At 68.5% G+C, this 22,256-nt stretch carries 24 protein-coding genes; 12 read left to right on the top strand and 12 right to left on the bottom strand.

Going from position 1 to position 22,256, the window contains the following annotated elements; genetic code table 11:
- Positions 1-4: 4 nt before the first annotated feature.
- On the bottom strand, positions 5-556 hold the full coding sequence (locus AC1DJH_RS08405) for a DUF924 family protein (protein ID WP_472114769.1): 552 nt from the start codon (positions 554-556) through the stop codon (positions 5-7).
- A 129-nt stretch (positions 557-685) separates the two neighbouring features.
- Between AC1DJH_RS08405 and AC1DJH_RS08400 the strand changes: the two genes are divergently transcribed.
- The 4 genes from AC1DJH_RS08400 to AC1DJH_RS08385 all read left to right on the top strand — a co-directional run bounded on the left by AC1DJH_RS08400 (position 686) and on the right by AC1DJH_RS08385 (position 4,066).
- Positions 686-1,135: a CHRD domain-containing protein gene (locus AC1DJH_RS08400; protein WP_472114772.1), complete on the top strand. Its 450-nt coding sequence runs from the start codon at positions 686-688 to the stop codon at positions 1,133-1,135.
- A gap of 148 nt (positions 1,136-1,283) precedes the next feature.
- Positions 1,284-2,414, top strand: a complete 1,131-nt coding sequence (locus AC1DJH_RS08395; protein ID WP_478185369.1) for a patatin-like phospholipase family protein — start codon at positions 1,284-1,286, stop codon at positions 2,412-2,414.
- Between the two features lie 71 nt (positions 2,415-2,485).
- Positions 2,486-3,235 carry an acetoacetate decarboxylase gene (locus tag AC1DJH_RS08390; RefSeq protein ID WP_435484000.1) on the top strand — a complete coding sequence of 250 codons (750 nt, stop codon included), beginning with the start codon at positions 2,486-2,488 and terminating at the stop codon, positions 3,233-3,235.
- A 48-nt stretch (positions 3,236-3,283) separates the two neighbouring features.
- A complete protein-coding gene (locus AC1DJH_RS08385; protein WP_472114780.1) occupies positions 3,284-4,066 on the top strand; it encodes a 3-hydroxybutyrate dehydrogenase in 783 nt (260 codons plus the stop codon).
- Positions 4,067-4,215: 149 nt separating this feature from the next.
- Here AC1DJH_RS08385 and AC1DJH_RS08380 read toward each other — a convergent pair whose 3' ends face one another.
- Complete coding sequence (locus tag AC1DJH_RS08380) at positions 4,216-5,178, bottom strand: bifunctional helix-turn-helix transcriptional regulator/GNAT family N-acetyltransferase (RefSeq protein ID WP_478185368.1); 963 nt, start codon at positions 5,176-5,178, stop codon at positions 4,216-4,218.
- Positions 5,179-5,324: 146 nt separating this feature from the next.
- On the opposite strand from AC1DJH_RS08380, the gene AC1DJH_RS08375 reads away from it, so the two are divergent.
- Entirely contained in the window at positions 5,325-7,754 is a 2,430-nt protein-coding gene (locus tag AC1DJH_RS08375; protein WP_472114786.1) for a YgiQ family radical SAM protein, read from the top strand.
- 3 nt (positions 7,755-7,757) lie between these two features.
- Here AC1DJH_RS08375 and AC1DJH_RS08370 read toward each other — a convergent pair whose 3' ends face one another.
- Both AC1DJH_RS08370 and AC1DJH_RS08365 read right to left on the bottom strand, forming a co-directional pair.
- Positions 7,758-8,111 carry a DUF1294 domain-containing protein gene (locus tag AC1DJH_RS08370; protein WP_478185367.1) on the bottom strand — a complete coding sequence of 118 codons (354 nt, stop codon included), beginning with the start codon at positions 8,109-8,111 and terminating at the stop codon, positions 7,758-7,760.
- Positions 8,006-8,446, bottom strand: coding sequence for a cold shock domain-containing protein (locus AC1DJH_RS08365; RefSeq protein ID WP_478185366.1), 441 nt, complete (start codon positions 8,444-8,446; stop codon positions 8,006-8,008). The genes AC1DJH_RS08370 and AC1DJH_RS08365 overlap by 106 nt, the downstream gene beginning before the upstream one ends.
- Positions 8,447-8,514: 68 nt before the next feature.
- Here AC1DJH_RS08365 and AC1DJH_RS08360 point away from each other — a divergent pair, with 68 nt between their 5' ends.
- Positions 8,515-9,423, top strand: a complete 909-nt coding sequence (locus tag AC1DJH_RS08360) for a hypothetical protein (protein ID WP_472114793.1) — start codon at positions 8,515-8,517, stop codon at positions 9,421-9,423.
- Positions 9,424-9,454: 31 nt separating this feature from the next.
- Here the strand turns inward: AC1DJH_RS08360 and AC1DJH_RS08355 are convergent, their stop codons facing one another.
- Entirely contained in the window at positions 9,455-10,354 is a 900-nt protein-coding gene (locus AC1DJH_RS08355; RefSeq protein ID WP_472114796.1) for a CoA transferase, read from the bottom strand.
- Positions 10,355-10,521: 167 nt separating this feature from the next.
- Here AC1DJH_RS08355 and AC1DJH_RS08350 point away from each other — a divergent pair, with 167 nt between their 5' ends.
- The gene (locus AC1DJH_RS08350) at positions 10,522-11,424 is read left to right on the top strand and encodes an SDR family oxidoreductase (protein WP_472114799.1); all 903 of its coding nucleotides are present in this window, start codon (positions 10,522-10,524) and stop codon (positions 11,422-11,424) included.
- Between the two features lie 17 nt (positions 11,425-11,441).
- Here AC1DJH_RS08350 and AC1DJH_RS08345 read toward each other — a convergent pair whose 3' ends face one another.
- Complete coding sequence (locus AC1DJH_RS08345) at positions 11,442-11,909, bottom strand: Lrp/AsnC family transcriptional regulator (RefSeq protein ID WP_472114802.1); 468 nt, start codon at positions 11,907-11,909, stop codon at positions 11,442-11,444.
- A gap of 125 nt (positions 11,910-12,034) precedes the next feature.
- Here AC1DJH_RS08345 and AC1DJH_RS08340 point away from each other — a divergent pair, with 125 nt between their 5' ends.
- Positions 12,035-12,643: a glutathione S-transferase family protein gene (locus AC1DJH_RS08340; protein ID WP_472114805.1), complete on the top strand. Its 609-nt coding sequence runs from the start codon at positions 12,035-12,037 to the stop codon at positions 12,641-12,643.
- Positions 12,644-12,653: 10 nt separating this feature from the next.
- On the opposite strand, the gene AC1DJH_RS08335 is transcribed toward AC1DJH_RS08340, so the two are convergent.
- The gene (locus tag AC1DJH_RS08335; RefSeq protein WP_472114808.1) at positions 12,654-13,052 is read right to left on the bottom strand and encodes a DUF488 domain-containing protein; all 399 of its coding nucleotides are present in this window, start codon (positions 13,050-13,052) and stop codon (positions 12,654-12,656) included.
- Between the two features lie 18 nt (positions 13,053-13,070).
- Positions 13,071-14,963 carry a PhoX family protein gene (locus AC1DJH_RS08330; RefSeq protein ID WP_472114811.1) on the bottom strand — a complete coding sequence of 631 codons (1,893 nt, stop codon included), beginning with the start codon at positions 14,961-14,963 and terminating at the stop codon, positions 13,071-13,073.
- A gap of 98 nt (positions 14,964-15,061) precedes the next feature.
- On the opposite strand from AC1DJH_RS08330, the gene AC1DJH_RS08325 reads away from it, so the two are divergent.
- The gene (locus tag AC1DJH_RS08325) at positions 15,062-15,889 is read left to right on the top strand and encodes a crotonase/enoyl-CoA hydratase family protein (RefSeq protein ID WP_435483988.1); all 828 of its coding nucleotides are present in this window, start codon (positions 15,062-15,064) and stop codon (positions 15,887-15,889) included.
- A gap of 362 nt (positions 15,890-16,251) precedes the next feature.
- On the top strand, positions 16,252-16,566 hold the full coding sequence (locus AC1DJH_RS08320) for a hypothetical protein (protein ID WP_472114814.1): 315 nt from the start codon (positions 16,252-16,254) through the stop codon (positions 16,564-16,566).
- Between the two features lie 15 nt (positions 16,567-16,581).
- Here AC1DJH_RS08320 and AC1DJH_RS08315 read toward each other — a convergent pair whose 3' ends face one another.
- The 4 genes from AC1DJH_RS08315 to AC1DJH_RS08300 all read right to left on the bottom strand — a co-directional run bounded on the left by AC1DJH_RS08315 (position 16,582) and on the right by AC1DJH_RS08300 (position 20,220).
- Complete coding sequence (locus tag AC1DJH_RS08315; protein WP_472114817.1) at positions 16,582-16,797, bottom strand: hypothetical protein; 216 nt, start codon at positions 16,795-16,797, stop codon at positions 16,582-16,584.
- A gap of 56 nt (positions 16,798-16,853) precedes the next feature.
- Positions 16,854-18,113, bottom strand: coding sequence for an acyl-CoA dehydrogenase family protein (locus AC1DJH_RS08310; RefSeq protein ID WP_478185365.1), 1,260 nt, complete (start codon positions 18,111-18,113; stop codon positions 16,854-16,856).
- A 118-nt stretch (positions 18,114-18,231) separates the two neighbouring features.
- Positions 18,232-19,377 (bottom strand): DSD1 family PLP-dependent enzyme, encoded by a 1,146-nt coding sequence (locus AC1DJH_RS08305; RefSeq protein WP_472114823.1) that lies wholly within the window; start codon positions 19,375-19,377, stop codon positions 18,232-18,234.
- Positions 19,378-19,530: 153 nt separating this feature from the next.
- Positions 19,531-20,220, bottom strand: a complete 690-nt coding sequence (locus tag AC1DJH_RS08300) for a GntR family transcriptional regulator (RefSeq protein WP_472114826.1) — start codon at positions 20,218-20,220, stop codon at positions 19,531-19,533.
- A gap of 137 nt (positions 20,221-20,357) precedes the next feature.
- Here AC1DJH_RS08300 and AC1DJH_RS08295 point away from each other — a divergent pair, with 137 nt between their 5' ends.
- Together AC1DJH_RS08295 and AC1DJH_RS08290 are read left to right on the top strand one after the other, a co-directional pair.
- Positions 20,358-21,335, top strand: coding sequence for a VOC family protein (locus AC1DJH_RS08295; protein ID WP_478185364.1), 978 nt, complete (start codon positions 20,358-20,360; stop codon positions 21,333-21,335).
- A gap of 59 nt (positions 21,336-21,394) precedes the next feature.
- Positions 21,395-22,249 (top strand): fumarylacetoacetate hydrolase family protein, encoded by an 855-nt coding sequence (locus tag AC1DJH_RS08290; protein WP_435483982.1) that lies wholly within the window; start codon positions 21,395-21,397, stop codon positions 22,247-22,249.
- Positions 22,250-22,256: the final 7 nt, after the last annotated feature.

Raw genomic sequence — 22,256 nt, 5'->3', positions numbered from 1 at the left:
CCGCTCAACCGGCGAAGCCGCCGATGTCCAGGAACTGCTGTTCCTCTGCCGTGGTTTCGCGGCCCAGCAGCTTGTTGCGGTGCGGAAAGCGCCCGAAGCGCGCCACGATGTCTCGGTGCAGTACCGCGAAACGCTGCGTGTTGGCGTCCAGCGCTGCATTGAGTCGCACCGAACGCTCCTGCTCCGCCAGCACTTCTGAGTGCATGAACGGCAGGTAGAAGAAGGGCTGAAGCGGGGGCTCCAGCTGCCGGTCGAAGCCGGCGTCGACGGCCTTCTTCGCCACCGCCAGCGCCTTGCCGTCGGTGGCCAGCATGTGGGGGTTGTTGCGCCAGGCATTGCGCGGAAACTGGTCGAGCAGCACCAGCAGTGCAAGGGTGCCTTCGGCATCGGCCAGCCATGCATCGAGCTCGCCGCGGGCGGCGGCCTGGTGCGCCTGGGCACATCGGGAAATGAATTCGGTGTCGAACGCGGCGTTCTTGGCGAACCAGCGCTCGGGGCCGGCCTGGCGCCAGAACTCGACCACGTCGCGGGCGGTCGGAAGGGGGAAGGAAGTCATGGGCGAATTGTGTTTCAGCCCCTGTGCCGCGCCGCATGAGCCCGCCCAAGTCGGGACGATGGCCGACAAGACAAGCCAGGCGGTGCTGCCTATGCTGTGGGCGCTTCCACAACTCAGGAGATCAAGCTCATGACCAAATATGGCACCTTTTTGCGCGCAGCCCTCATCACCGGGGTGGCCAGTGCCGCGCTGGTCGGCTGCGGAATGATGTCGAAGTCGAACACCGCGAGCTTCAGCGGCGCGATGAACGCGGCCAGTGAAGTGCCTCCGAACATGACGCGCGGCAGCGGCATGGCCGAAGCCTGGCTCGACCGCGACACCAACGTGCTCAAGTACAAGATCACCTACACCGGCCTGAGCGGACCCGCCACCATGGCGCACTTCCACGGCCCCGCGGCCGCGGGTGCCAACGCCGGCGTGGTGCTGCCCTTTGCCAATCCGGCCAGCCCGATCGAAGGCCAGGCCACGCTCACGCCGTCGCAGGCTGCCGACCTGGTCTCGGGCAAGTGGTATGCGAACGTGCACACGGCGGCCAACCCGGGCGGCGAGATTCGCGGGCAGCTGCTGCCGAAGATGTGATCCCGGGCCAGGGGCTCGTGCTGATGAAGCCCCTGGTCAGGTTGGCGCCGCACGGCTGGTGTCAAATAAATGCATGACGACACCTTCGAAGAAAAAATCCCGTGCCGCCTCCCGCCCCCTCAACCCTTTTGCTTCGCGCCGCGAAGACATGCGCAGTGCCCGAAAGGCGCTGGTGCTGCAGGGCGGGGGCGCGCTCGGTGCCTACCAGGCGGGCGTGTTCGCGGCGCTCAGTGAAACCGAGCTGGAGCCGCACTGGATCGCCGGCGTGTCCATCGGCGCCATCAATGCGGCGCTGATCGCGGGCAACGCGCCCGAGCAGCGGGTCGACCGGCTGCGCGAGTTCTGGCATCTGGTGTCTTCCGGCCCTTCGCAGCGCCTGCCCTCGTGGATGGGCGACCGCGCCACGCAGAACCAGTACAGCGCCACCATGGCCTCGCTCGTGGGCATTCCGGGCTTCTTCGAACCGCGCTATGCGCCGGCGCTGCTCATGGGCGGTGCCGCGCCGCTGCTCAGCTACTACGACACCTCACCACTCAAGTCCACGCTCGAGCGGCTGGTGGACTTCGACCGCATCAATGCCTGCGAAGCCCGTTTCAGCGTCGGCGCGGTCAATGTGCGCACCGGCAACTCGGTGTACTTCGACAACACGCGCCAGCGCATCGGCCCCGAGCACATCATGGCCAGCGGCGCGCTGCCCCCGGGCTTCGCGCCCATCACCATCGACGGGGACGACTACTGGGACGGCGGCATCGTGTCGAACACGCCGCTGCAGTACGTGCTCGACACGCACCCGCGCACCGAGCCGCTGGTGGTGCTGCAGGTCGACCTGTTCAATGCGCGCGGCGAAATGCCGCGCACCATGGCGGGCGTGCTGGAGCGGCAAAAAGACATCACCTACTCCAGCCGCACGCGCATGAACACTGACGCGCTGGCCGCCAACATGAACCTGCAGCAGGCCATTGCCGACCTCATCACCAAGCTGCCGGCCGGCTTGCGCAACGACCCGAGCGTGCTCGCGGTGCAGTCGCAGCTCACCCACGAGCCGATCGACATCTTTCACCTGATCTACCGCGACAAGCCCTACGAGCTCGAATCGAAGGACTACGAGTTCTCGCGCGCCGCGGTGGAAGAGCACTGGGATTCGGGCGCGCGCGACATGCGCATCACGCTGGCGCATCCGGAGACGCTGCGCGCCGACGCCACGGTCAACGGCGTGACCACCTTCGACCTGGGCGAGCACGGCACCGGGCGCGTGAAGCGGCCCGGCTTCTCGGTGTAGGGCGGGGATTCAGCTTCGACTAAGAAACCCTGGCCAGACTGGGCGCGTCACTTCAACAGGAGGAAATGTTCATGAACATTGAAGATGTGCGGCGAACCGCATTCGCCATGCCGCTGACCAGTCCCGCGTTTCCGCCGGGTCCGTACCGGTTCATGCGGCGCGAATTTCTCATCGTCACCTACCGCACCGACATGGACGCATTGCGCGCCGTGGTGCCCGAGCCGCTCGAGGTGGTCGAACCGCTGGTCAAGTACGAGTTCATCCGCATGCCCGACTCCACCGGTTTCGGCGACTACACCGAGTCGGGCCAGGTCATTCCTGTGCAGCTGCGCACGGCCAGGGGCGTGGAGAAGGGCGCCTACGTTCACGCGATGTACCTCAACGACCATCCGCCCATCGCCGGTGGCCGCGAACTCTGGGGCTTTCCGAAGAAGCTGGCCTCGCCGGTGCTCGACTACGAGACCGACGTGGTGGTGGGTACGCTCGACTACGGCAAGGTGCGCGTGGCCAAGGCCACCATGGGCTTCAAGCACCGAGCGCTCGACCCCGAGCCGATCCTCGCAGGCATCGCGCAGCCGAACTTCCTGCTCAAGATCATTCCGCACGTCGACGGCACCGCGCGCATCTGCGAGCTGGTGCGCTATCACATGGTCGATGTCACGCTGCACGGCGCGTGGACCGCGCCGGCCTCGCTGGAGCTGCATCCGCACGCGCTGGCGCCGGTGGCCGACCTGCCGGTGCTGAAGGTCGAGTCGGCCGTGCACTACATCGCCGACATGACGCTTGCGCTCGGCACCGTCGAACACGACTATCTCGCCTGATTCCAGCCGTCACTTTTCAACCCCGACTCTCACCCAAGGACACTCACCATGCAACTCAAGGACAAGGTCGCCTACATCACCGGCTCGGCCAGCGGCATCGGCAAGGAAATTGCCATCCTCTTCGCACAGGAAGGCGCCAAGATCATCATTGCCGACCTGAACAAGGAAGCCGCGGACGCCACCGCGGCCGAACTCAAGGCCACGGGCGCGCAGGCCATCGGCGTGGCGGTCGACGTGACGAACGAAGACCAGGTCAATGCCTCGGTGGAAGAGGGCGCCGCCGCCTTCGGTGGCATCGACATCCTGATCAGCAATGCCGGCATCCAGATCGTGCATCCGGTGGAAGAGTTCAGCTTTGCCGACTGGAAGAAGATGCTCGCCATTCACCTCGACGGCGCCTTCCTCACCACCAAGGCCTGCCTGAAGCACATGTATGCGCAGGGCCGCGGCGGCAGCGTGATCTACATGGGCTCGGTGCACTCGAAGGAGGCTTCGCTGCTGAAGGCGCCTTACGTCACGGCCAAGCACGGCCTCATCGGGCTGGCCAAGACGGTCGCGAAGGAAGGCGCCAAGCACGGCGTGCGCGCCAACGTGATCTGCCCGGGCTTCGTGCGCACGCCGCTGGTCGAGAAGCAGATTCCCGAGCAGGCCAGGACGCTGGGCATCAGCGAAGAGGAAGTCATCAAGAACGTGATGCTGAAGGAGACGGTCGACGGGGAATTCACGACCACGGAAGACGTCGCGCGCGTCGCGCTGCTGTTCGCGGGGTTTCCGACGAATGCGCTCACGGGCCAGTCGCTGGTCGTGAGCCACGGCTGGTTCATGCAGTAAAGCTGAATTGAATTTCTCCCTCCCCTCCTGGGGGAGGGCAGGGGTGGGGGCACGACGGCGTTCGTTTTAACGCGGCGCTTGATCGCAAGCCTGCCCCCATCCCAGCCTTCCCCCGGAACGGCAAGGAGCAACACAGAAGCTCCGGGCCGCTACAGCTTCAGCTCCCAAGTCTCGCCCACCAGCGGCGCGCCATACCCTTCGTGCGGCTCCGACTGCACCAGCTTGAACCCCCGCTTGGCATAGATGCCGCGCGCGGCCAGCAGGCAGCTGTTGGTCCACAGCACCATCTTCCTGTACCCCTTCAGCCGCGCAAAGGCGATGCATTCGTCCACGAGCTTGCCGCCCAGCCCCAGTCCGCGCGCGCCGGGCGCCAGGATCAGCATGCGAAGCTGGGCGACGGTGTGCGACTTGCGCACCACGAAGATCGCGCCCACCCGCTCGCCGTGGAGCTCGGCGATCCAGCAGCGCTCCCATTCGGGCTGGAACTTGAGCAGGAACTCGCTTGCGATACCGGCGACCAGCGCCTCGAATTGACTGTTCCAGCCGTACTCGCGCGCATAGACCTCCCCGTGTTGCTGCACCACCCAGCCGATGTCGCCGGGCGCGGGGTCGCGCAGCACGGCGGCCTGGGGCTTGGCTGGCCCGGCCTGCGGGTCGAGCAGCGACTGCATCGTGCCCATGGCCTGCACCAATTGCTGGCGCTGCGCCGGTGCGAGCGGGGCGAGCAGGGCGGCGGCCTCTTCGCGCGATTTCTGTTGCAGCGGCGCAAATGCGGCGTGGCCGCTTCCGGTCAGGCGCAGCAAGCTTTGCCGCGCATCGCGCGCGTGCGGCGCGCGCGTGAGCCAGCCTTCGGCCTCGAAGCGGCGCAGGATGCGGCTCATGTAGCCCGCATCGAGCCCGAGGTCGCGGCTGATCTCGCTCGCCACCGCCGTTTCGCGGTGCGCCAGCTCGTACAGCACGCGCACGTCCGTCAGCGACATGGGGCTGCCGAGGTAGGGGTCGAGGGCGCCGATGCGGCGCGTGTAGAAGCGGTTGAATTGCCGGATCGCCTTGACGGCGGTGGCGTCGACGGCGACGGACGGGTTGGCGGTGGACTCTGGCATGGTTGCCATTGTCATTCAGTTGGTTGACCAAGGCAATCATATGAAGACCTCCCGGCGGCGCGGTCACAGGATGTTTGTCGCGACACGGATGGAGGAAAACCCTAAAATCGAGGGTTGCCCACAACGGTGCTCCCACGGCGCTGTCACTTCCACCGATGAACGCCCCCGTCGACGTCTCCTTTTTCGCGCGTGCCGCCAAGCCGCTGACCAGCTACCGCAAGTACTGGGCGGCGCGTTTCGGCACGGCCAAGTTCCTGCCGACCTCGCGCAAGGAAATGGACGCCCTCGGCTGGGACAGCTGCGACATCATCGTGGTCACGGGCGATGCCTATGTGGACCACCCGAGCTTCGGCATGTCGGTGATCGGCCGCATGCTCGAGGCGCAGGGCTTTCGCGTGGGGATCATCGCGCAGCCCGACTGGCAGAGCGCCGAGCCCTTCAAGGCACTGGGCAAACCGAACCTGTTCTTCGGCGTGACCGCCGGCAACATGGATTCGATGATCAACCGCTACACCGCGGACCGCAAGATCCGCAGCGACGACGCCTACACCCCCGGCGACGTCGGCGGCTCGCGGCCCGACCGTGCGGCCATCGTCTATTCGCAGCGCTGCAAGGAAGCCTGGAACGACGTGCCGATCATCCTCGGCGGCATCGAAGGCAGCCTGCGCCGCATCGCGCACTACGACTACTGGTCGGACAAGGTGCGCCGCTCCATCGTCGTCGATGCCAAGTGCGACCTTCTGCTGTACGGCAACGCCGAGCGCGCCATCGTGGAAATCGCACACCGCCTGGCAGCGAAAGAGCCGGTGCAGCAGATCACCGACGTGCGCGGCACTGCCTATGTGCGCCGCGAAACGCCCGAAGGCTGGTTCGAGATCAACTCCACCAGCGTCGACGAGCCCGGCCGTGTCGAGGCCCACGTCAACCCCTACCTGATGGTGTCCGATCAGGCCAAGGCCAACGGTGCCACCTGCGCCAAGGAAGACGAGGCCGAAGCCGTCGCCAAGGCCGCGGAAGCCGCCGCCTCGGGCGAGCCTGTCTCAGGAATGCCCGCGATGCCCGCCTCGGTGGTGAACCCCGCCATCAAGCCGCTGACCTTCATGCCCAACCCGGCGCTGGCTTCGCGCGCGAAGATCAAGGTGCCGCCGCGCGACCATTCGGTGATCCGACTGCCGTCGTACGAACAGGTGCGCAGCGACCCGGTGCTCTACGCGCACGCCAACCGCGTGCTGCACCTCGAGACCAACCCCGGCAATGCCCGCGCGCTGGTGCAGGCCCACGGCGAGGGCGCCACGGCGCGCGACGTGTGGATCAACCCGCCGCCCATTCCGCTCACCACGGCCGAGATGGACCACGTGTTCGACCTGCCGTACGCACGCAGTCCGCACCCGCGCTATGCCGACGAGAACGGCAGCCACGACGGCGCGACCAAGATTCCCGCATGGGAAATGATCCGCTTCAGCGTGAACATCATGCGCGGCTGCTTCGGCGGCTGCACCTTCTGCTCGATCACCGAGCATGAGGGCCGCATCATCCAGAGCCGCTCGGAAGACTCGATCATCAAGGAGGTCGAGGCCATCCGCGATTCGGTCAAGGGCTTCACCGGCACCATCTCCGACCTCGGCGGCCCGACGGCCAACATGTACCGCGTGGGCTGCAAGTCGCCCGAGATCGAGTCGGCCTGCCGCAAGCCCAGCTGCGTGTACCCGGGCATCTGCCCGAACCTGAACACCAGCCACGACCCGCTCATCAAGATCTACCGCCGCGCGCGTGCGCTGAAGGGCATCAAGAAGATCCTGATCAGCTCCGGCCTGCGCTATGACCTGGCCGTGCAGTCGCCCGAGTACGTGAAGGAACTGGTGCAGCACCACGTGGGCGGCTACCTGAAGATCGCGCCGGAGCATACCGAGCAGGGCCCGCTCACGAAGATGATGAAGCCCGGCATTGGCAGCTACGACAAGTTCAAGCAGATGTTCGAGAAGTTCTCGGCCGAGGCGGGCAAGAAGCAGTACCTCATTCCGTACTTCATTGCCGCACACCCGGGCACCAGCGACGAGGACATGATGAACCTCGCGATCTGGCTCAAGAAGAACGGTTTCCGCGCCGACCAGGTGCAAACCTTCTACCCCAGCCCGATGGCCACGGCCACGACGATGTACCACACCAACAAGAACCCGCTGCGCAAGATCACGCGCGAGAGCGAGACGGTGGACATCGTGCGCGGCGACAAGCGCCGACGGCTGCACAAGGCCTTCCTGCGCTACCACGACGCGAACAATTGGCCGCTGCTGCGCGAGGCGCTCAAGAGCATGGGCCGTGCCGACCTGATCGGCAACGGCAAGCACCATCTCATCCCGACGTGGCAGCCGCTGACCGACGGCGGCTACACCAGTGCGCGGCGCAAGAACTCGACGGCAGCGCCTGTGGCTGCCAAGGCCGCGCCGGTGAAGCTGGCGCCGGTGAAGCCCATGAAGGGCCGCATCCTCACGCAGCACACCGGCCTGCCGCCGCGCGACAACGGCTCGGCGCCGGCGCCACGCAAGGCCGCCGGCCCCGTGCGCGGCAGCATCCGCAAGCCGCGCTGAGCTTCAGAAGGCCGGCAGGCCCGCCGGCAGCAGCTTGCCCACCCAGGCACCCACGGCCGCCAGGTGGGCCAGCACCGTGGCCCAGTAGCCGGCCATGAAGCTCGTCTTGCGCACCTTGTGGCGGAACAACCGCTGCGCCACCCATGCGCCCGGCCAGCCCCCGACCAGCGAGAGCAGGTGCAGCGTGTTTTCCGCGGTGCGCCAGCGGCCTGTTTCGGCGGCGTTCTTGTCGAAGCCGTAGATGAAGAAGGTCAGCAGGCTGAGCAGCAGCAACACGCCCAGCGCGATCGGCGGAACGCGCGCGGTCCACACGCCGTAGCCCAGCAGTGCGGCGTAGCCCACGAGCAGCAGGGCCATCGGCAGCGACGATGAAGAGGAGGGCGCGGCCTCCCGGCGCCGGCTGGTGGCGCGAACGTTCGTGTGCGAGCTGGAACGGCAGGCCGCGGGGGCTGTCGTTGTCGCTCCTGCGGACGCTGTTGCACGGCGCCTTCGGCCTGCACCGCCACCGCGCGCGGCCCCTTGCCGCCCACATGGATCTCTTCGAACGCCAGCTTCATGCCGACCTGCGGCGTGATACCGCGGTCCGTGAAGTCGCGCAGGTGCACGAACACGTCTGCGGAAATGTGGGGGCTGCGGATGAAGCCGAAGCCCCGGTCCTTTTCCCATCGAACGAGCGTGCCTTGGCGTTTCATGGGCGGGATTCTCGCCGTTGCGCGGTGAGGCGCGCACGCGCGGCCGCGCCGTTGTATGGTGTGGCCCCATGAGCAGTTCGCCCCCACAGCCGGCTTCATGGACGCGCCTTCTGGCAGGGACGCTGCTGCTTTCGGCCTCGCTCCTGGCAAGTGCCGCCGCGCCGGAGCCGTCGACCGCCCAGGCACTGCGCGCCACCCACCAGCGGCTGAGCGACAAGCTCGACCACAGCAGCTTCGGGCGGCCCGTGCAGCTCGATTCCACGGAAACGGCCGACGGCGTGCAGGGCGACGTCTACGCGGTGGTCGACCATCCGCTGTCGGAGATCAGCGCCACGCTCAAGGGCTCGGCCCATTGGTGCGACGTGCTCACCCTGCACATCAACAACCGGCGCTGCGTCGCGGCCGGCGCACCGCAGGGGCGCGAAGCGCTCACGCTCTACGTGGTGCGGCGCTACGACAAGCCGCTCGACCAGGCCTTCGAGCTGCCCTTCGTCTACCGCGTGGCCAGCGCGACGCCCGAGCACCTGTCGGTCGAGTTGACGGCCGAGAGCGGGCCGCTGGGCACCAGCAACTACCACGTGACGCTGGAGGCCATTGCGCTGGACGAACGCAAGAGCTTCCTGCACTTCAGCTACAGCTACGACCACACCACCATGGTGCGGCTGGGCACCATGGCCTACCTGGCGACCTTCGGCAGCGACAAGGTGGGCTTCACCGTGCTGGGCAAGACGCCCGAAGGGCAGCCCGACTACATCCGCGGCCTGCGCGGGCTGGTGGAGCGCAATGCGATGCGCTACTTCCTGACGCTGGACGCCTACCTTGCGGCGCCCGGGCCGGGGGCGGAGCAGCTCGACCGCCGGCAGCGGCGCTGGTTCGCCGGGGCCGAGCAGTACCCGCGGCAGTTGCACGAGGTCGACCTCGACACCTACCTCGCGCTCAAGCGCGAAGACCGGCAACGCGACGGCGCGCCTAGATGAGCGGGCCAAGTGAGCGGGCCGGCGTGCTCGATCAGTTTGCCAGCGTGAGCAGCGGCACGTCGCGCTCGCGGCCCATGGCGTCGAGCTCGGCCCGCGTGCGGCCTGCCAGCCATGCAGCCAGCGCCTCGTGCGTGGCCGGCGCCATCATGTCGCGCGATGCGATCTGCGCCGCCTCGCAGAGCCTGGCCGCGAAATGCGGCTCCAGCGCGGCCACCGCCACACGGCCGTCGGCGCAGGGGTACACGCGGTAACCCGCGTGCGCGCCCCCGACCGCCCCCGAGGGCTGCGTCAGGCCCCAGGTGCGGGGCAGGGCGAGCCAGTCGGCCGAGGCGTTCAACGCCACCTCGAGGTACACGCCGCCCGCCTTGCGTGACTGCAGCAGCATGGCCTTGAGCACCGCCTCGCTCGCGAGCAGCGCACCGCCCATGTCGGCGTAAAGCGTCGGCGGCAGCTCGGTGCCGGTGACGAGCCCGCTTTCCGCGAGGTAGGTCAGGTCGTGCCCCGGTTCCTCGGCGCGCTCGCCCGGCGCCCCGACGATGGCCACCTGCGACAGCGACGGGTGGCGTGCGTGCAGCGTGGCCCAGTCGAGCTCGAGCTTGTGGAGCGCGGAGGGGCGGAACGAGGTGAGCAGCACGTCGGTCTTCGCGAGTTCGGCGTGCAGCTGCTGCTGGCCGGCTTCGCTCTTCAAGTCCACGGCGCGGATCTCGACGCCCTCGTGCAGCGCGGCATAGGCGGGCCGGTTGTACAGCCCCATCGGGTCGCCGCCCGGCGGCTCCAGCTTGAGGCAGGTGGCGCCCATCGCGCGGCAGCGCAGCAGCGCGGCGGGGCCGGGCAGGTTGAGCGCGAGGCTCACGATGCGCACGCCTTCGAGCGGTGCGGCAGGGGCGTTGACCGCATCGGCGGCGTTGACGGAGCTGGCGGAACTCGGCATCGGTCTTGTCTCCAGGGAGCTTGTTTCGCACATTCTCACCCGGTGCGCCTGCACCCGAAGTCCCGCAGGGAGCCACTTCCCGCAAGCCGCCGTGCCGCCCCGCGCGTAGCATCCGCTGGTGGCAGCCACATCCACCTTGCCGCTGCCTCAACGAACAGGAGACAGACATGTTTGAAGCTTCCCTCATGAGCGGCCAGCGCATCCTGGTGACCGGCGGGGGCACCGGCCTGGGCCGGGCCATGGCCGAGCGCTTCCTGGGCCTGGGCGCCGACGTGGCCATCTGCGGGCGGCGCCAGGCGGTCTGCGAGGAAACGGCGGCCGAATGGCGCCAGCAGTTCCCGGACCGGCGCATCGACACTTTCGGCGTGGACATCCGCATTGCGCAGAGCGTGGACGACATGGTCGATAGCCTGTTCAAGAGCGGCGGCCTCACCGGGCTGGTCAACAACGCGGCGGGCAACTTCGTCTCGCCCACCGAAAACCTCTCGCCGCGCGCCTTCGATGCCGTCGCCAACATCGTCTTCCACGGCAGCTTCTACGTGACGCAGGCCGTGGGCAAGCGCTGGGTGGCGCAGGCCAAGGCGGGCGAATGGAAGAGCGGCGACGCCTACCGCAGCGTCATGAGCATCATCACGACCTGGGTCGACAACGGCAGTCCCTACGTGGTGCCCTCGGCCATGAGCAAGGCCGGCATCGACGTGATGACCAAGTCGCTCGCGGTCGAATGGGCGCGGCACGGCATCCGGCTGAACGCCGTGGGCCCCGGCGAGATTCCCACCGAAGGCATGAGCAAGCGCCTGAACCCCGGCGAAGAGCCCGGCGCGCGCAGCAAGCTGCACAACCCGATGGCGCGTACCGGCCGCATGAGCGAGCTGCAGAACCTCGCGGCCTTCCTGATGGCGCCGGGCCAGTGCGACTGGCTCACGGGCCAGAGCATCATGATGGACGGCGGCAACGCGCTGGCCACCGGCGGCAACTTCTACGAACTGCGCCAGTGGAGCGACGCCGACTGGCTGGCCGCGCGCGAACGCATCGAGGCGCAGAACCAGAAGGACAAGGCCCAGCGCTGATCTGCGGGGCTCGCTGCCTACTTCTTCGGCGACATCGCCGGCCGGGCGGCGTGCACCGTGACGTGCTTGTTCACCGGGCTCGACAACACCAGCGAGGTGCTCACCGCGCCATCGACCGCCAGCGCGTCCACCACGCGCTCCAGGTCGGCCGGCTCGGCGATCGCGCAGCGCACGATGAAGCAGTCCGCGCCCGTCACGCGGTCGGCGCTCAGCACCTCGGGCATGGCCTCGAACAGCTTCAGGTACCTGGCAATGCCGGCGTGCGTGGTCTCGATGCGGATGATGGCCTGCAGCCCCACGCCCAGCGCGCGCAGGTTGACGCGCGCGCCGTAGCCCTCGATCACGCCGGCCTCCTCGAGCTTGCGCACGCGCTCGCTCATGGCCGGCTGCGACAGGCCGATGCGCTTGCCGATGGCGGCCAGGCTCTGGCGCGCGTCGGCCTGCAGCGCTTCGAGGATCAGCCGGTCTTTCTTGTCGATGTTCATGGGGGGCGAAGTCAGGGGTGTAGCGGCCGATGCCTGATCGGTTTGCGGCCGCGATTTTCGATGGATTGCGCTTCTGCGCGCGCGGCACGCCCGCTATCGTGGTTCTCATTTTTCCAGGAGAACCCATGCAACTCGTCGGCATGCTCGACTCACCCTACGTGCGGCGCGCCGCCATCTCGCTGCGCCTGCTCGGCCTGCCTTTCGTGCACAGGCCGGTCTCGGTCTTCAGCACCTTCGAGCAGTTTCGCGCGATCAACCCGGTGGTGAAGGCGCCCACGCTGGTGTGCGACGACGGCACGGTGCTGATGGACTCCACGCTGATCATCGACCATGCCCAGGCGCTGAGCGGGCGCAGCCTGATGCCCGCCGACCCCGCCCGACGGCTGCGTGCACTGCGCCTCACGGGGCTCGCGCTCGCGGCCTGCGAGAAGACCGTGCAGATCGTCTACGAGCACCAGCTGCGGCCGGCCGAGAAGCTGCACCAGCCGTGGGTCGACCGCGTGCGAAGCCAATTGATGGCCGCGTATTCGGCGCTGGAAGCGGAGGTGGCCGCTTCGCCGCTGTCCGCCGAGGAAACGACGATGACGCAGGCCGGCGTGTCGAGCGCCGTGGCGTGGTCCTTCACGCAGTTGATGCTGCCCGAGCTCATCTCGCCCGGCGGTTTCCCCGCGTTGGCGGCGCATGCCGCGCAGGCGGAACACCTGCCCGTGTTCCTCGGCGCGCCGCAGGTCTGAACGAGCAGGTTCAGTCCGTGATGTCCGCGCCGCGCTCGGCCAGCAGGCTGCGCAGCACGCCGCGGTGGCAGTGCGACTCGTGCTCGCAATAGCAGCCGATCGCCAAGGCCGTGCCGTGCGACAGCGCTGCCAGCAGGTCGAGGCTGCGGCTCGCGTCCGGTTCGGCCATCTCAGCCTTGAACCTGCGCACGAAGGCGTTCCATTGCGCGGGCGAACCGCTCGCCTGTGCCTCCTGCGCCTGCTTCATCGTCTCGACGGAGGGCGCCAGGTTCGGGAACCACACGTCGTACCAGTCCTGCGAGGCGAACTCGGTCTTCGGAACGCCGCGCGGCGGGCGGCGCACGGTGCCGACGCGCAAGCCTTCGCCGGGTGCGCGCGGCGTGCCCAGGCGGACGATGCGGATGCTCATGCGGTTGCTCCCCGGGATTCAGGTGCCGACGATGCCGCCGTCGCGCCGGCGGATCGCCAGCGTGGCCGAGCGTGGCCGCGTGCTGCCCGGCACGGTGCCGTCGGGCCATGCGCTGTTGTGGCCGCCGTCGCCGTCGTCGCGCGCCTCGCCCGGATGCTGGATGTTGACGAACAGCGTGCGCCGGTCGGGCGTGACCACGCAGCCCGTGATCTCGCAGCCGTTCGGCCCGGTGAGAAAGCGCTTGATGCGCCCTGACGCCGGGTCGGCGCACAGCATCTGGTTGTTGCCCAGCGCGGTGTAGGGCGGCTTGCCGATCAACTGGCCGCTCATGTCGGTCTGGATCCAGAGCAGGCCGCCCCGGTCGAAATGCAGGCCGTCGGGCGCGCCGAACATGTCGGCATCGGCGCTGGGGTAGCGCGCGCCGCTGCCGGGCTGCGCCGGGTCGCCCGCGAGCGCGAAATGGTCCCAGGCGAAGGCGCTGCTCGCGGCGTCGCCGCCGTCCTCTCGCCAGCGCAGGATGCCGCCGAAGAAGTTGTCGGCACGCGGGTTGGCCGCGTCGGGGCCGGGCTTGCCGGCGTCGCCGCGCTGGGTGTTGTTGGTGAGCGTGACGTACACCTCGCCGGACTGCGGGTGCACGGCAATCCATTCGGGCCGGTCCATCTTCGTGCCGCCGACGATGTCGCCGGCCAGCCGGGCGTGGATGAGCACCTCGGCCTGGTCGGCAAAGCCGTGCGCCGCGTCCAGCCCGTCGCGCCCGTGCCTGAGCTCCAGCCATTGGCCGCGCCCGCCCGCGTCGTAGCGCGCCACGTGCAGCGTGCCCTCGTCCAGCAGGTGCCGGTTGGCGGCGCGCGCGGCGGCGTCCGTGCCGGGGCGCACCTTGTCGCGGCTGACGAACTTGTAGATGTATTCGAAGCGCGAGTCGTCGCCCATGTAGACCACCAGGCGGCCGTCCTTCGCGACGGTGCAGGTGGCGCTTTCCTGCCGCTTGCGGCCCAGCGCGGTGCGCTTGACGGGCGTGGCGGTCGCGTCGAACGGATCGATCTCGACCACCCAGCCGAAGCGGTGTGGTTCGTTGGGATGCCGGCTCAGGTCGAAGCGCTCGTCGAAGCGCCAGTACTCGACCCATTGCGCGCCCGGCACCGTGCCGTAGCGGCGCTGCGCGGGCGTCATGGCCTGCGCGGCTTCCTTGGGGCCGCCGAAGTAGCCGTGAAAGTTCTCCTCACAGGTCAGGTAGGTGCCCCACGGCGTGACGCCCATCGCGCAGTTGGCGAAGGTGCCGAGCACCGCGTCGCCCGCCGGGTTGGCGGCGGTGCGCATCAGCGGCGTGCCGGCGGCCGGGCCGGCGATGCGCATCGGCGTGCGGCCGTGCACGCGGCGCGCGAAGGGCGAGGGCAGCACCTGCTGCCAGCCCTGCACGGTGCGGCGGATCTCGATCACCGAGGCGCCCATGGCGTGCAGCGACTTGCGCACCTTGTCGGCGGTCCAGCCCGCGGCATCCGCCGCGCCCTTCACGCCATCGGTGTGCAGCAGCTGCTCGTCGGTGTATTCGTGGTTCATCACGAGCAGGCCGCGTTCGCCGAGCGCATCGAGCGCGAAGAAGTGCATGCCGTCGTGGTGCATGCCGGCCTGCACCGCCTGGTCGTCGGCGCTGTTGCCGGCATCGGGCGCGAAGGCCGGCATCCGGCCCGCCACGCCGGTGGGCGTGCCCCAGGGGTAGAGCAGCTGCCATTCGTACTCGGGCGGTATCGCGATGCCGTCGCGCAGCGAGGCGGGCACGCCGGTGAAGCCGAGCACACCGCCAGGGGCGGGCTGCGCCGGCGGCAGCGATGTGGCGCAGCCCTGTCCGAACAGCGCCACCACCGCGGCGGCCGAGCCCGATTGAAGAAGAAACTGGCGGCGGTCCAATGGCATGGCGAGGTGTTCAGGGTGTTGTGCAGGCGACAGCCGCCATCATCGCGCAGCGCCGCACGGCGCGATACTGGCGCAAGAACCGCCCCAGGAGACACCAAATGAACGACCGCATCGCAACCACCCGCCACGCCGACGGCGTGGTGCAACTGCAGCTCGCCCGCGACGACAAGATGAACGCGCTCGACCCCGCGATGTTCGACGCGCTGATCGAGGCCGGGCAGGCGCTGTGCAGCGACAGCACGGTGCGGGCGGTGGTGATTTCAGGCCGCGGCAAGGCCTTTTGCGCGGGGCTGGACATGGCCTCGTTCCAGCGCATGCAGGAAGGCGCTGGCGCCGACGTGCTGGGCGAGGGGGCCGCGGGGGCCGACCTGCTGGTGCGCACCCACGGCATCTCCAATGCCGCCCAGCAGGTGGCGATGGTCTGGCGCGACGTGCCGGTGCCGGTGATTGCGGCGGTGCATGGCGTGGCCTTCGGCGGCGGCCTGCAGGTGGCGCTGGGCGCGGACATCCGCATCGTGGCGCCCGACACCAGGCTCTCGGTCATGGAAATCAAGTGGGGCCTGGTACCCGACATGGCCGGCATGGTGCTCATGCGCGAGCTGGCCCGCAGCGACGTGGTGCGCGAGCTCACCTACACAGGGCGCATCTTCTCGGGCGAGGAGGCCCTGCGCATCGGCTTCGCCACCCGCGTGGCAGCCGACCCGCTGGCCGAGGCGCTGCAGATGGCGCACGACATTGCGCAGAAGAGCCCCGACGCCATCCGCGCCGGCAAGCGGCTGCTGAACGGCAGCGCGTCGCAGAGCGCTGCGCAACTGCTGCTGGCCGAGTCGCTCGAGCAGAAGGCGCTGATCGGCAGCCCGAACCAGGTCGAGGCGGTGAAAGCCAACATCGAACGCCGCGCGCCGAAGTTCACCGACCCGCACTGACGCTTGCCCGCCGCCTTGTGTTGCGGCGCACAGACGTTGTGGGGTAATCCAGCAGTCTGCCGGGGCCTGTCTTCGCGCACCCTCGCGCCCCTCTGTGTCTTTTCCCGCTCCAGGCAAAGCCGTGCCGGTCTTCCCGTGCGCGCACGCTTTTTCACGCCATTGCAACGTTCGGCCGCAGCGGATGTGCCTTTACGCGTCAATATGTAAGAATAAAGTAGTTGTTTTATGGGGAAAACGAGGGAATTCGGAGACAATTTGTGTGCAGAAGGTCACGTCTTGTCCCCCAGCGACCGTTGGAGGATGGCCCCTGACGCCGCGCTCATCAACAATTGGATGCTTTAGTTTCGCGACAGCGATCCTGCATGTCGATCACTACGTTTTTTTGCAACCTCAGCGTGCCCATCCTGGTGGGCGAGGATCGCTACAAGTACATCCCCATCGTCGGGGTCTTTCGCAGCATTCCGTTCGACCAGGTCGACGAGTGGGTGATGGACGCCGACGGGGCGCCGCGCAGCGACCGCGAACTGGCGGCCGAAGTGCTTGTCGAGATCCGCAAGCCGGCCGTCGCGAGCGGACGCACCTCGCCGCACGCCTTCGAAGTGGCGGACATCCTGCAGCTCGACCGCGCCGCGGCGATTGTGGTGTCCACCTTCCTGGCCGCGTTGCCGCGCGTCTGAACGCGCAGGCCGGGCTCAGTCGCACCTGAACAGCACGCCATTGCCGGGCGTCTGCGGCGCGTCGGCCTGCTCTAGCAAGCGGATCGGGTTGCCGTCCTTGCGGCAATAGGCCTCGGCCTCGGGCTGGCTGCCCGCGCGAAGGATGCCGTCGTACAGCCGCACCACCCCCGTCACGGGCGTGGAGCAGGCGGCCAGGGCCACGGAAACAAGGGCAAGCAACAGCAGGCGCATGAAAAGGTCCAGTCGGAAGACCGGAGACTTTAAGCGCTGCGCCGCCCCGGGGCGCTTCAGGACGCGATCGCGCCCACCGCCCAGTAGAAGGTCGGCCTTGCGCCGTTCAGGAGGTGGTCGCCCACCACGCGGCCCTTGTAGATGGTCGGGTTGTGCGAGGCCAGCGTGCGCGCATTGCGCCAGTGCCGGTCGAGCCGCCGGTCTTCCTGCAGCGCCGAGGCGCCGCCGATGTCGAACAGCCGCGTGCCCGCCTGCAGCACCGCATCGACGATGCCGGCCTGCGCCTTGGCCGTGTTCAGTTCCACTTCGAACAACAGGCTTTCCGGAACCGTCTCGCCGCGCGCGCGGTAGCGGTCGATCTCGCCGAGCCCGCGCGCCACCGCCTGCACGGTGGACGCCGCAATGAACGCCGTGCTGGCGAGCTGCCCGATGACCTGCTGCACCAGCGGATCTTCGCGCGGCGTGCTGCCGCTGCCGTGGGTGTAGATGCGCTTGCGCGGCTGCACGAAGGCCACCGCGTCGCGCACGATGGCGCGCGCAATGCCCGCCAGCGTGGCCAGGTGCGTGAGCTGGAAATGCGCGGTCATCGGCGTGGGCTGGTCGCGCACGTAGAGCAGCACGTTCTCGGGCTTCACGCGCACGTTGCGAAAGCGCGTGGTGCCCGAGGCCGTCAGCCGCTGGCCGAAGCCGCGCCAGTCGTCCACGCGCTCCACGCCCGGTGCCTCGGCCGGCACCAGCGCAATCACGCGGTCGCTGCTGCCGTCGGCGTTCAGCCGCTGGGCCGACACCGCGATCCAGTCGGCGTACAGCGTGCCGGTGCTGTAGTACTTGTCGCCCTCGAGCAGCCACGCGTCGCCTTCGCGCTTGAGCGTGGTCTGCATGGTGCCGATGGCGCCGTCGCCGAGCTCCGTGGTGGCGTTGCCGAACACCACGCCCTCGGCGGCCAGGCGCATCCAAGGGCCATGCAGGGCGGGGTCGATTTCCGCCAGCAACCGCTCGATGAAGCCGAAGTGCGCGCGCAGGATCTGCGGCAGGTTGGAGTCGGCCTCGCCGAGCTCGATCAGCAGGTCGTACAGCTGCTCGACCGACGCGCCGATGCCGCCGTGCTCCAGCGGCACGCGCAGCGCGCCGAAGCGCTCGGCATTGAGCCAGGCCACGGGCTCGTAGGCCAGCTCGCGATCGATTTCGCGTTGCGCCGCGCCCTCGGCGATGCGCTGGAAGACGGGGCGGAAGCGCTCGGCGAGTTGTTGCGAGCCGGGCGCGTGCGCGCCGGCGACGTGCGCTGCGGGGCGCGTCGTTTCTTGGATGGATTCCATGGGGGCGGGGCGGCAATGACGCACGCCCGGAAAGAGAGGAGACAGGCGTGCGACTGTCCCCCGCACCGCGGCATTTGTGAAATACGCTTTTCGCGCTTTCTTATGCCGTGCGCGATGACTAGCGTTTGCCGCGCGCGTCCACCGGCCAGATGCCCACCAGCGTGCCGCCATCGACCACGTGGTACGTGTCGTGCAGGTTCACCGTCGGGTCGCAGTGCGGCGTGACGAACTCCACGCGCGCGCCCAGCGCGGGTCGCGCGCCCGCCGTCACCATCAGCTTGCCGTGCTCGTCGCCGAAGAAGGCATAGCGGGTCGATGCATCCACGCCCCGCGCCACCAGCGGCGCGCCGCTGTCGGTCGAGAAGCACTTGGTGCCCGCGTCGACCGTGACCCAGTCGGGCGCGTTGGTGCTGACCACCGCCGCCTGCACGAACAGCGACACCTCGAAGGGCGAGGCCTGCCCGGCGCCGGCGAGCACCTGCGTGTATTCGGCGTCCATGAACACATAGGAGCCGGCCTGCAGTTCGGTGAATGCGTTCTCCTGCGAATCGAGGTCGTGCGTGCCGGTGCCCGCACCGGTCACGATCTCGAATTGCAGGCCCTGGCGCCTGGCCGCCGCGACGATGCCGGCCACGGTCTCGCGCAGGCCGGCGGCCGCGGCGCTGCGCTCGGCGCGCGCCACGATGTGCTGAAGGTTGCCGGCATACGACTGCAGCCCGCGCAGCCGCAGGCGCGGTTCGGCGGCCACCAGCGCCGCGAGTTCGAGCACCTTCGCCTGCGTGGCGGCGCCGGTGCGGTTGTAGCCGGCGCCGTAGTCCACCAGCACGTCCAGCGGGTGCGTGAGGCCGCTTGCGGCCTGGGCCAGGTCGGCCAGGTTGCGCGGGTTGTCGACCACCACCATCACGTCGCCGGGACGCGCGCGCTGCGCCAGCTTGATGAGCCGCGCGATCTTGCTCGGCGTGACGGCCGGCGAGGTGATCAGTACGCCCGGAATGCCGCCCTCGACCATCACCTCCGCCTCGCCCAGCGTGACGCAGCTCACGCCGACGGCGCCGGCCGCCACCTGGCGGCGCGCGATCTCGACCGACTTGTGCGTCTTCACGTGCGGGCGCAGGTTGACGCCGCGTGCCTTGGCGAAGGCGGCCATGCGTTCGATGTTGCGCGTCATGGCGGGCAGGTCGACCAGCAGTGCGGGTGTGTCGAGCAGATGGCGGCCGCCGGGAACGCCGATCAGGGGCGCGTTGACTTGCAGGTCCTGGAACATCGAGGAAAAGCCTTTGTGGGAAGAGAGTGAGCCTGCGGTGCAGGCCGGGATACGTTGCGAAATGATCGCATCGAACGTTCGGTGCGATGCCTCGTAGTTTCCCAAATGGCCGCACCACGGTGCCGAGCCCGTGACGAGCCGGCGTGGCGCAGCCTACCGGTCGGCGGGCGGGCTCGCCTTCAGCGCGGCCATCAGCAGCCGCCCGGTCGTCTGCAGGTGCTCGCCCATCAGCGCCTGCGCGGCCTGGATGTCGCGGTTGAGCACCGCGTCGAGCAGCGCCTGGTGTTCGGCGCCCACGTCGCGCGATTCCTTGCCCAGCGGCGCCGACAACTGCCGGTAGCGCTCGCTCTGCTGGTACAGCATCTGGTGCATGCGCAGCAGCCAGCTGTTCGGGCAGCCCGAAACCAGCGCGTTGTGAAAGTCGGCGTGGCTGCTGGTCCATTCGGCGCTCAGCACAGTGGGCATGGCCGCGTCGCGCTCGGCCTGCCGCGACAGGCGGTGGTGCGCCGACACCACGCTGCCTTCCCAGCCCAGGTCGCCGTGGCGGATGGCTTCGGCCAGGCAGAGCTTCTCGATCTCGATGCGCGCGTTCACCAGCTCTTCGAGGTCCTCGGGCGAAATCGGGCTCACCCGGTAGCCGCGCGCGGGCTCCGACACCACCAGCGCCTCGGCCTCCAGCATGGCCAGCCCTTCGCGCACCGCGCCCGCGCTCACGTCCAGCTCCTCGGCGAGCGCGGCGATGTTGAGCTTGGAGCCCGGCAGCAGCCGCCCGCCCACGATGGCCGTGCGCAGCTCGGCAAAGACCTGGCGCGTCTGGCCCAGGCCCTTCGTTTTCTCGTTCATTGCACTCCCGTCACACCGCGAAAAACGGTTGATGTTACTTGTTAACCCTAATGATGGATAAACAGCCAAACAATAGACTAACAACAAAATAATATATTGTTTGTCCCAACATGGACAGCCGAACGGAGACACCACCCATGGCCGAGATCCAGCTTCGCACCCAGAAAAGCCCGCACCGCGCGGCGCTGCACGGCGTTCATTCGCTCGATGCCTTCGTCTTCACCGTGCCCGACCTCGACGAAGCCGCGCGCTTCTACGAGGCCTTCGGGCTGGAGCCCAGGCGAGAGGGCGGCCGGCTCGACCTGTACACGGCCGGCCATCCCCATGCCTGGGGTTCGCTCTTCCAGGCGAGTGGCGTGAAGAAGCTGCAGTACCTGCGCTTTGCCTGCTTCGCGGAAGACTTCGACGCCATTGCCGCGCGCATCGAGCGGTTGGGCGCGCCGCGCTGCTCGCCGCATGCGCTGGGCGACGACCGCGGCCTGTGGGTGCTGCATCCGGAGGGCTATGCGGTGCAGCTGGTCGTGGCCGCCAAGAGCGCGCCCGACGCCGGCAGCGAGCCCGTGGTGGCGCCGCGCCCGCCGGTCGGCACCGGGGCGTCGCCGAACCGTGCGCGCATTCCCAAAGTGCATCCGCGCCGGCTCTCGCACATCCTGCTGTTCAGCGCCAAGGTGCCCGAAGCGGTGCGCTTCTTTGAGGAGGCCCTGGGCCTGCGCGTGACCGACCGCTCGGGCGACCTCATCGTCTTCATGCACGGCGCGCACGGCAGCGACCACCACCTGGTCGCCATGGCGCATTCGAACGGCCCGGGCCTGCACCACCTGAGCTGGGACGTCGCCAACATCGACGAGGTCGGGCGCGGCATGGAGCAGATGTACGCCGCCGGCCACGTGCGCGGCTGGGGCGTGGGGCGCCACGTGCTCGGCTCGAACTACTTCCACTACGTGCGCGACCCGTGGGGCAGCTATTCGGAGTACTCCTGCGACATGGACTTCGTGCCCGGCGACTTCGACTGGCCCCACGCCGACCACCCGCCCGAAGACTCCTTCTACGCCTGGGGCCCCAAGGTGCCCGAAGACTTCGTCACCAACTACGAGGTCGAGGCGCCCACGGCCTGAGCACCCTGGCCACCGTTTCTTTTTTTCATTCGAACAACCCCGCCTGACAAGGAATTTCCATGCGTCTTCTCGCCTTCAACCACCACGGCAAGCCGGCCCTCGGCCTGCGCCTCGACAAGGAAGTCGTCAACCTCACGGCCGAAGGCCTGCCCGCCACGCTGGACGAACTGCTGCGCGGCGGCCCCGAGGCCATGGCCGCCGCGAAGAAGGCCGGCGACGCCGCGCGCACGCGCCTGCCGCTGTCCGACATCGACTGGCTGGCGCCGGTGCAGTCGCCTTCCAAGGCCATTGCGGTGGGCCTCAACTACATCGACCACGCCGCCGAAAGCAAGTTCGACCCGCCGACCTATCCGGTGCTGTTCCATCGCTTTCCGTCGTCGTGGGTGGGCCACAACCAGCCGATCGTTCGGCCGCACGTGTCCACGCAGTTCGACTACGAAGGCGAACTGCTGGTGGTCATCGGCAAGGCCGGGCGCTACATCAAGAAGGGCGACGCGCTGAACCACGTGGCGGGCTACTCGGTGTTCAACGACGGCTCCATCCGCGACTACCAGTTCAAGTCCGCGCAATGGATGATGGGCAAGAACTTCGACCGCTCGGGCTCCTTCGGCCCCGAGTTCGTCACCGCCGACGAGCTGCCCGCGGGCGCCGCCGGCCTGAAGCTGCAGACGCGCCTGAACGGAACCGTGCTGCAGGACGCCAACACGCGCGACATGATCTTCGACGTGGCCACGCTGGTGTCGGTGTGCTCCGAGCCCTTCGCGCTGCAGCCGGGCGACATCATCATCGCCGGCACCCCCTCGGGCGTGGGCCTGGCGCGCAAGCCGCAGGTGTTCATGAAGGCGGGCGACGTGTGCGAGGTGGAGATCGAAGGCGTGGGCCTGCTCTCCAACCCGGTGGTCGACGGCGACTGACGCGCGG

The organism is Variovorax sp. 10N412 (genome assembly GCF_056394985.1).
The sequence above is the reverse complement of the archived record's forward strand: the minus strand, read 5'-3'. Positions and strand labels throughout refer to the sequence as shown.

Bases quoted from the DNA above. Each gene is read 5' to 3' on its own strand.
- AC1DJH_RS08405 (WP_472114769.1), bottom strand. From the start codon at position 556: ATGACTTCCTTCCCCCTTCCGACCGCCCGCGACGTGGTCGAGTTCTGG.
- AC1DJH_RS08400 (WP_472114772.1), top strand. From the start codon at position 686: ATGACCAAATATGGCACCTTTTTGCGCGCAGCCCTCATCACCGGGGTG.
- AC1DJH_RS08395 (WP_478185369.1), top strand. From the start codon at position 1,284: ATGCGCAGTGCCCGAAAGGCGCTGGTGCTGCAGGGCGGGGGCGCGCTC.
- AC1DJH_RS08390 (WP_435484000.1), top strand. From the start codon at position 2,486: ATGAACATTGAAGATGTGCGGCGAACCGCATTCGCCATGCCGCTGACC.
- AC1DJH_RS08385 (WP_472114780.1), top strand. From the start codon at position 3,284: ATGCAACTCAAGGACAAGGTCGCCTACATCACCGGCTCGGCCAGCGGC.
- AC1DJH_RS08380 (WP_478185368.1), bottom strand. From the start codon at position 5,178: ATGGCAACCATGCCAGAGTCCACCGCCAACCCGTCCGTCGCCGTCGAC.
- AC1DJH_RS08375 (WP_472114786.1), top strand. From the start codon at position 5,325: ATGAACGCCCCCGTCGACGTCTCCTTTTTCGCGCGTGCCGCCAAGCCG.
- AC1DJH_RS08370 (WP_478185367.1), bottom strand. From the start codon at position 8,111: ATGGCCCTGCTGCTCGTGGGCTACGCCGCACTGCTGGGCTACGGCGTG.
- AC1DJH_RS08365 (WP_478185366.1), bottom strand. From the start codon at position 8,446: ATGAAACGCCAAGGCACGCTCGTTCGATGGGAAAAGGACCGGGGCTTC.
- AC1DJH_RS08360 (WP_472114793.1), top strand. From the start codon at position 8,515: ATGAGCAGTTCGCCCCCACAGCCGGCTTCATGGACGCGCCTTCTGGCA.
- AC1DJH_RS08355 (WP_472114796.1), bottom strand. From the start codon at position 10,354: ATGCCGAGTTCCGCCAGCTCCGTCAACGCCGCCGATGCGGTCAACGCC.
- AC1DJH_RS08350 (WP_472114799.1), top strand. From the start codon at position 10,522: ATGTTTGAAGCTTCCCTCATGAGCGGCCAGCGCATCCTGGTGACCGGC.
- AC1DJH_RS08345 (WP_472114802.1), bottom strand. From the start codon at position 11,909: ATGAACATCGACAAGAAAGACCGGCTGATCCTCGAAGCGCTGCAGGCC.
- AC1DJH_RS08340 (WP_472114805.1), top strand. From the start codon at position 12,035: ATGCAACTCGTCGGCATGCTCGACTCACCCTACGTGCGGCGCGCCGCC.
- AC1DJH_RS08335 (WP_472114808.1), bottom strand. From the start codon at position 13,052: ATGAGCATCCGCATCGTCCGCCTGGGCACGCCGCGCGCACCCGGCGAA.
- AC1DJH_RS08330 (WP_472114811.1), bottom strand. From the start codon at position 14,963: ATGCCATTGGACCGCCGCCAGTTTCTTCTTCAATCGGGCTCGGCCGCC.
- AC1DJH_RS08325 (WP_435483988.1), top strand. From the start codon at position 15,062: ATGAACGACCGCATCGCAACCACCCGCCACGCCGACGGCGTGGTGCAA.
- AC1DJH_RS08320 (WP_472114814.1), top strand. From the start codon at position 16,252: ATGTCGATCACTACGTTTTTTTGCAACCTCAGCGTGCCCATCCTGGTG.
- AC1DJH_RS08315 (WP_472114817.1), bottom strand. From the start codon at position 16,797: ATGCGCCTGCTGTTGCTTGCCCTTGTTTCCGTGGCCCTGGCCGCCTGC.
- AC1DJH_RS08310 (WP_478185365.1), bottom strand. From the start codon at position 18,113: ATGGAATCCATCCAAGAAACGACGCGCCCCGCAGCGCACGTCGCCGGC.
- AC1DJH_RS08305 (WP_472114823.1), bottom strand. From the start codon at position 19,377: ATGTTCCAGGACCTGCAAGTCAACGCGCCCCTGATCGGCGTTCCCGGC.
- AC1DJH_RS08300 (WP_472114826.1), bottom strand. From the start codon at position 20,220: ATGAACGAGAAAACGAAGGGCCTGGGCCAGACGCGCCAGGTCTTTGCC.
- AC1DJH_RS08295 (WP_478185364.1), top strand. From the start codon at position 20,358: ATGGCCGAGATCCAGCTTCGCACCCAGAAAAGCCCGCACCGCGCGGCG.
- AC1DJH_RS08290 (WP_435483982.1), top strand. From the start codon at position 21,395: ATGCGTCTTCTCGCCTTCAACCACCACGGCAAGCCGGCCCTCGGCCTG.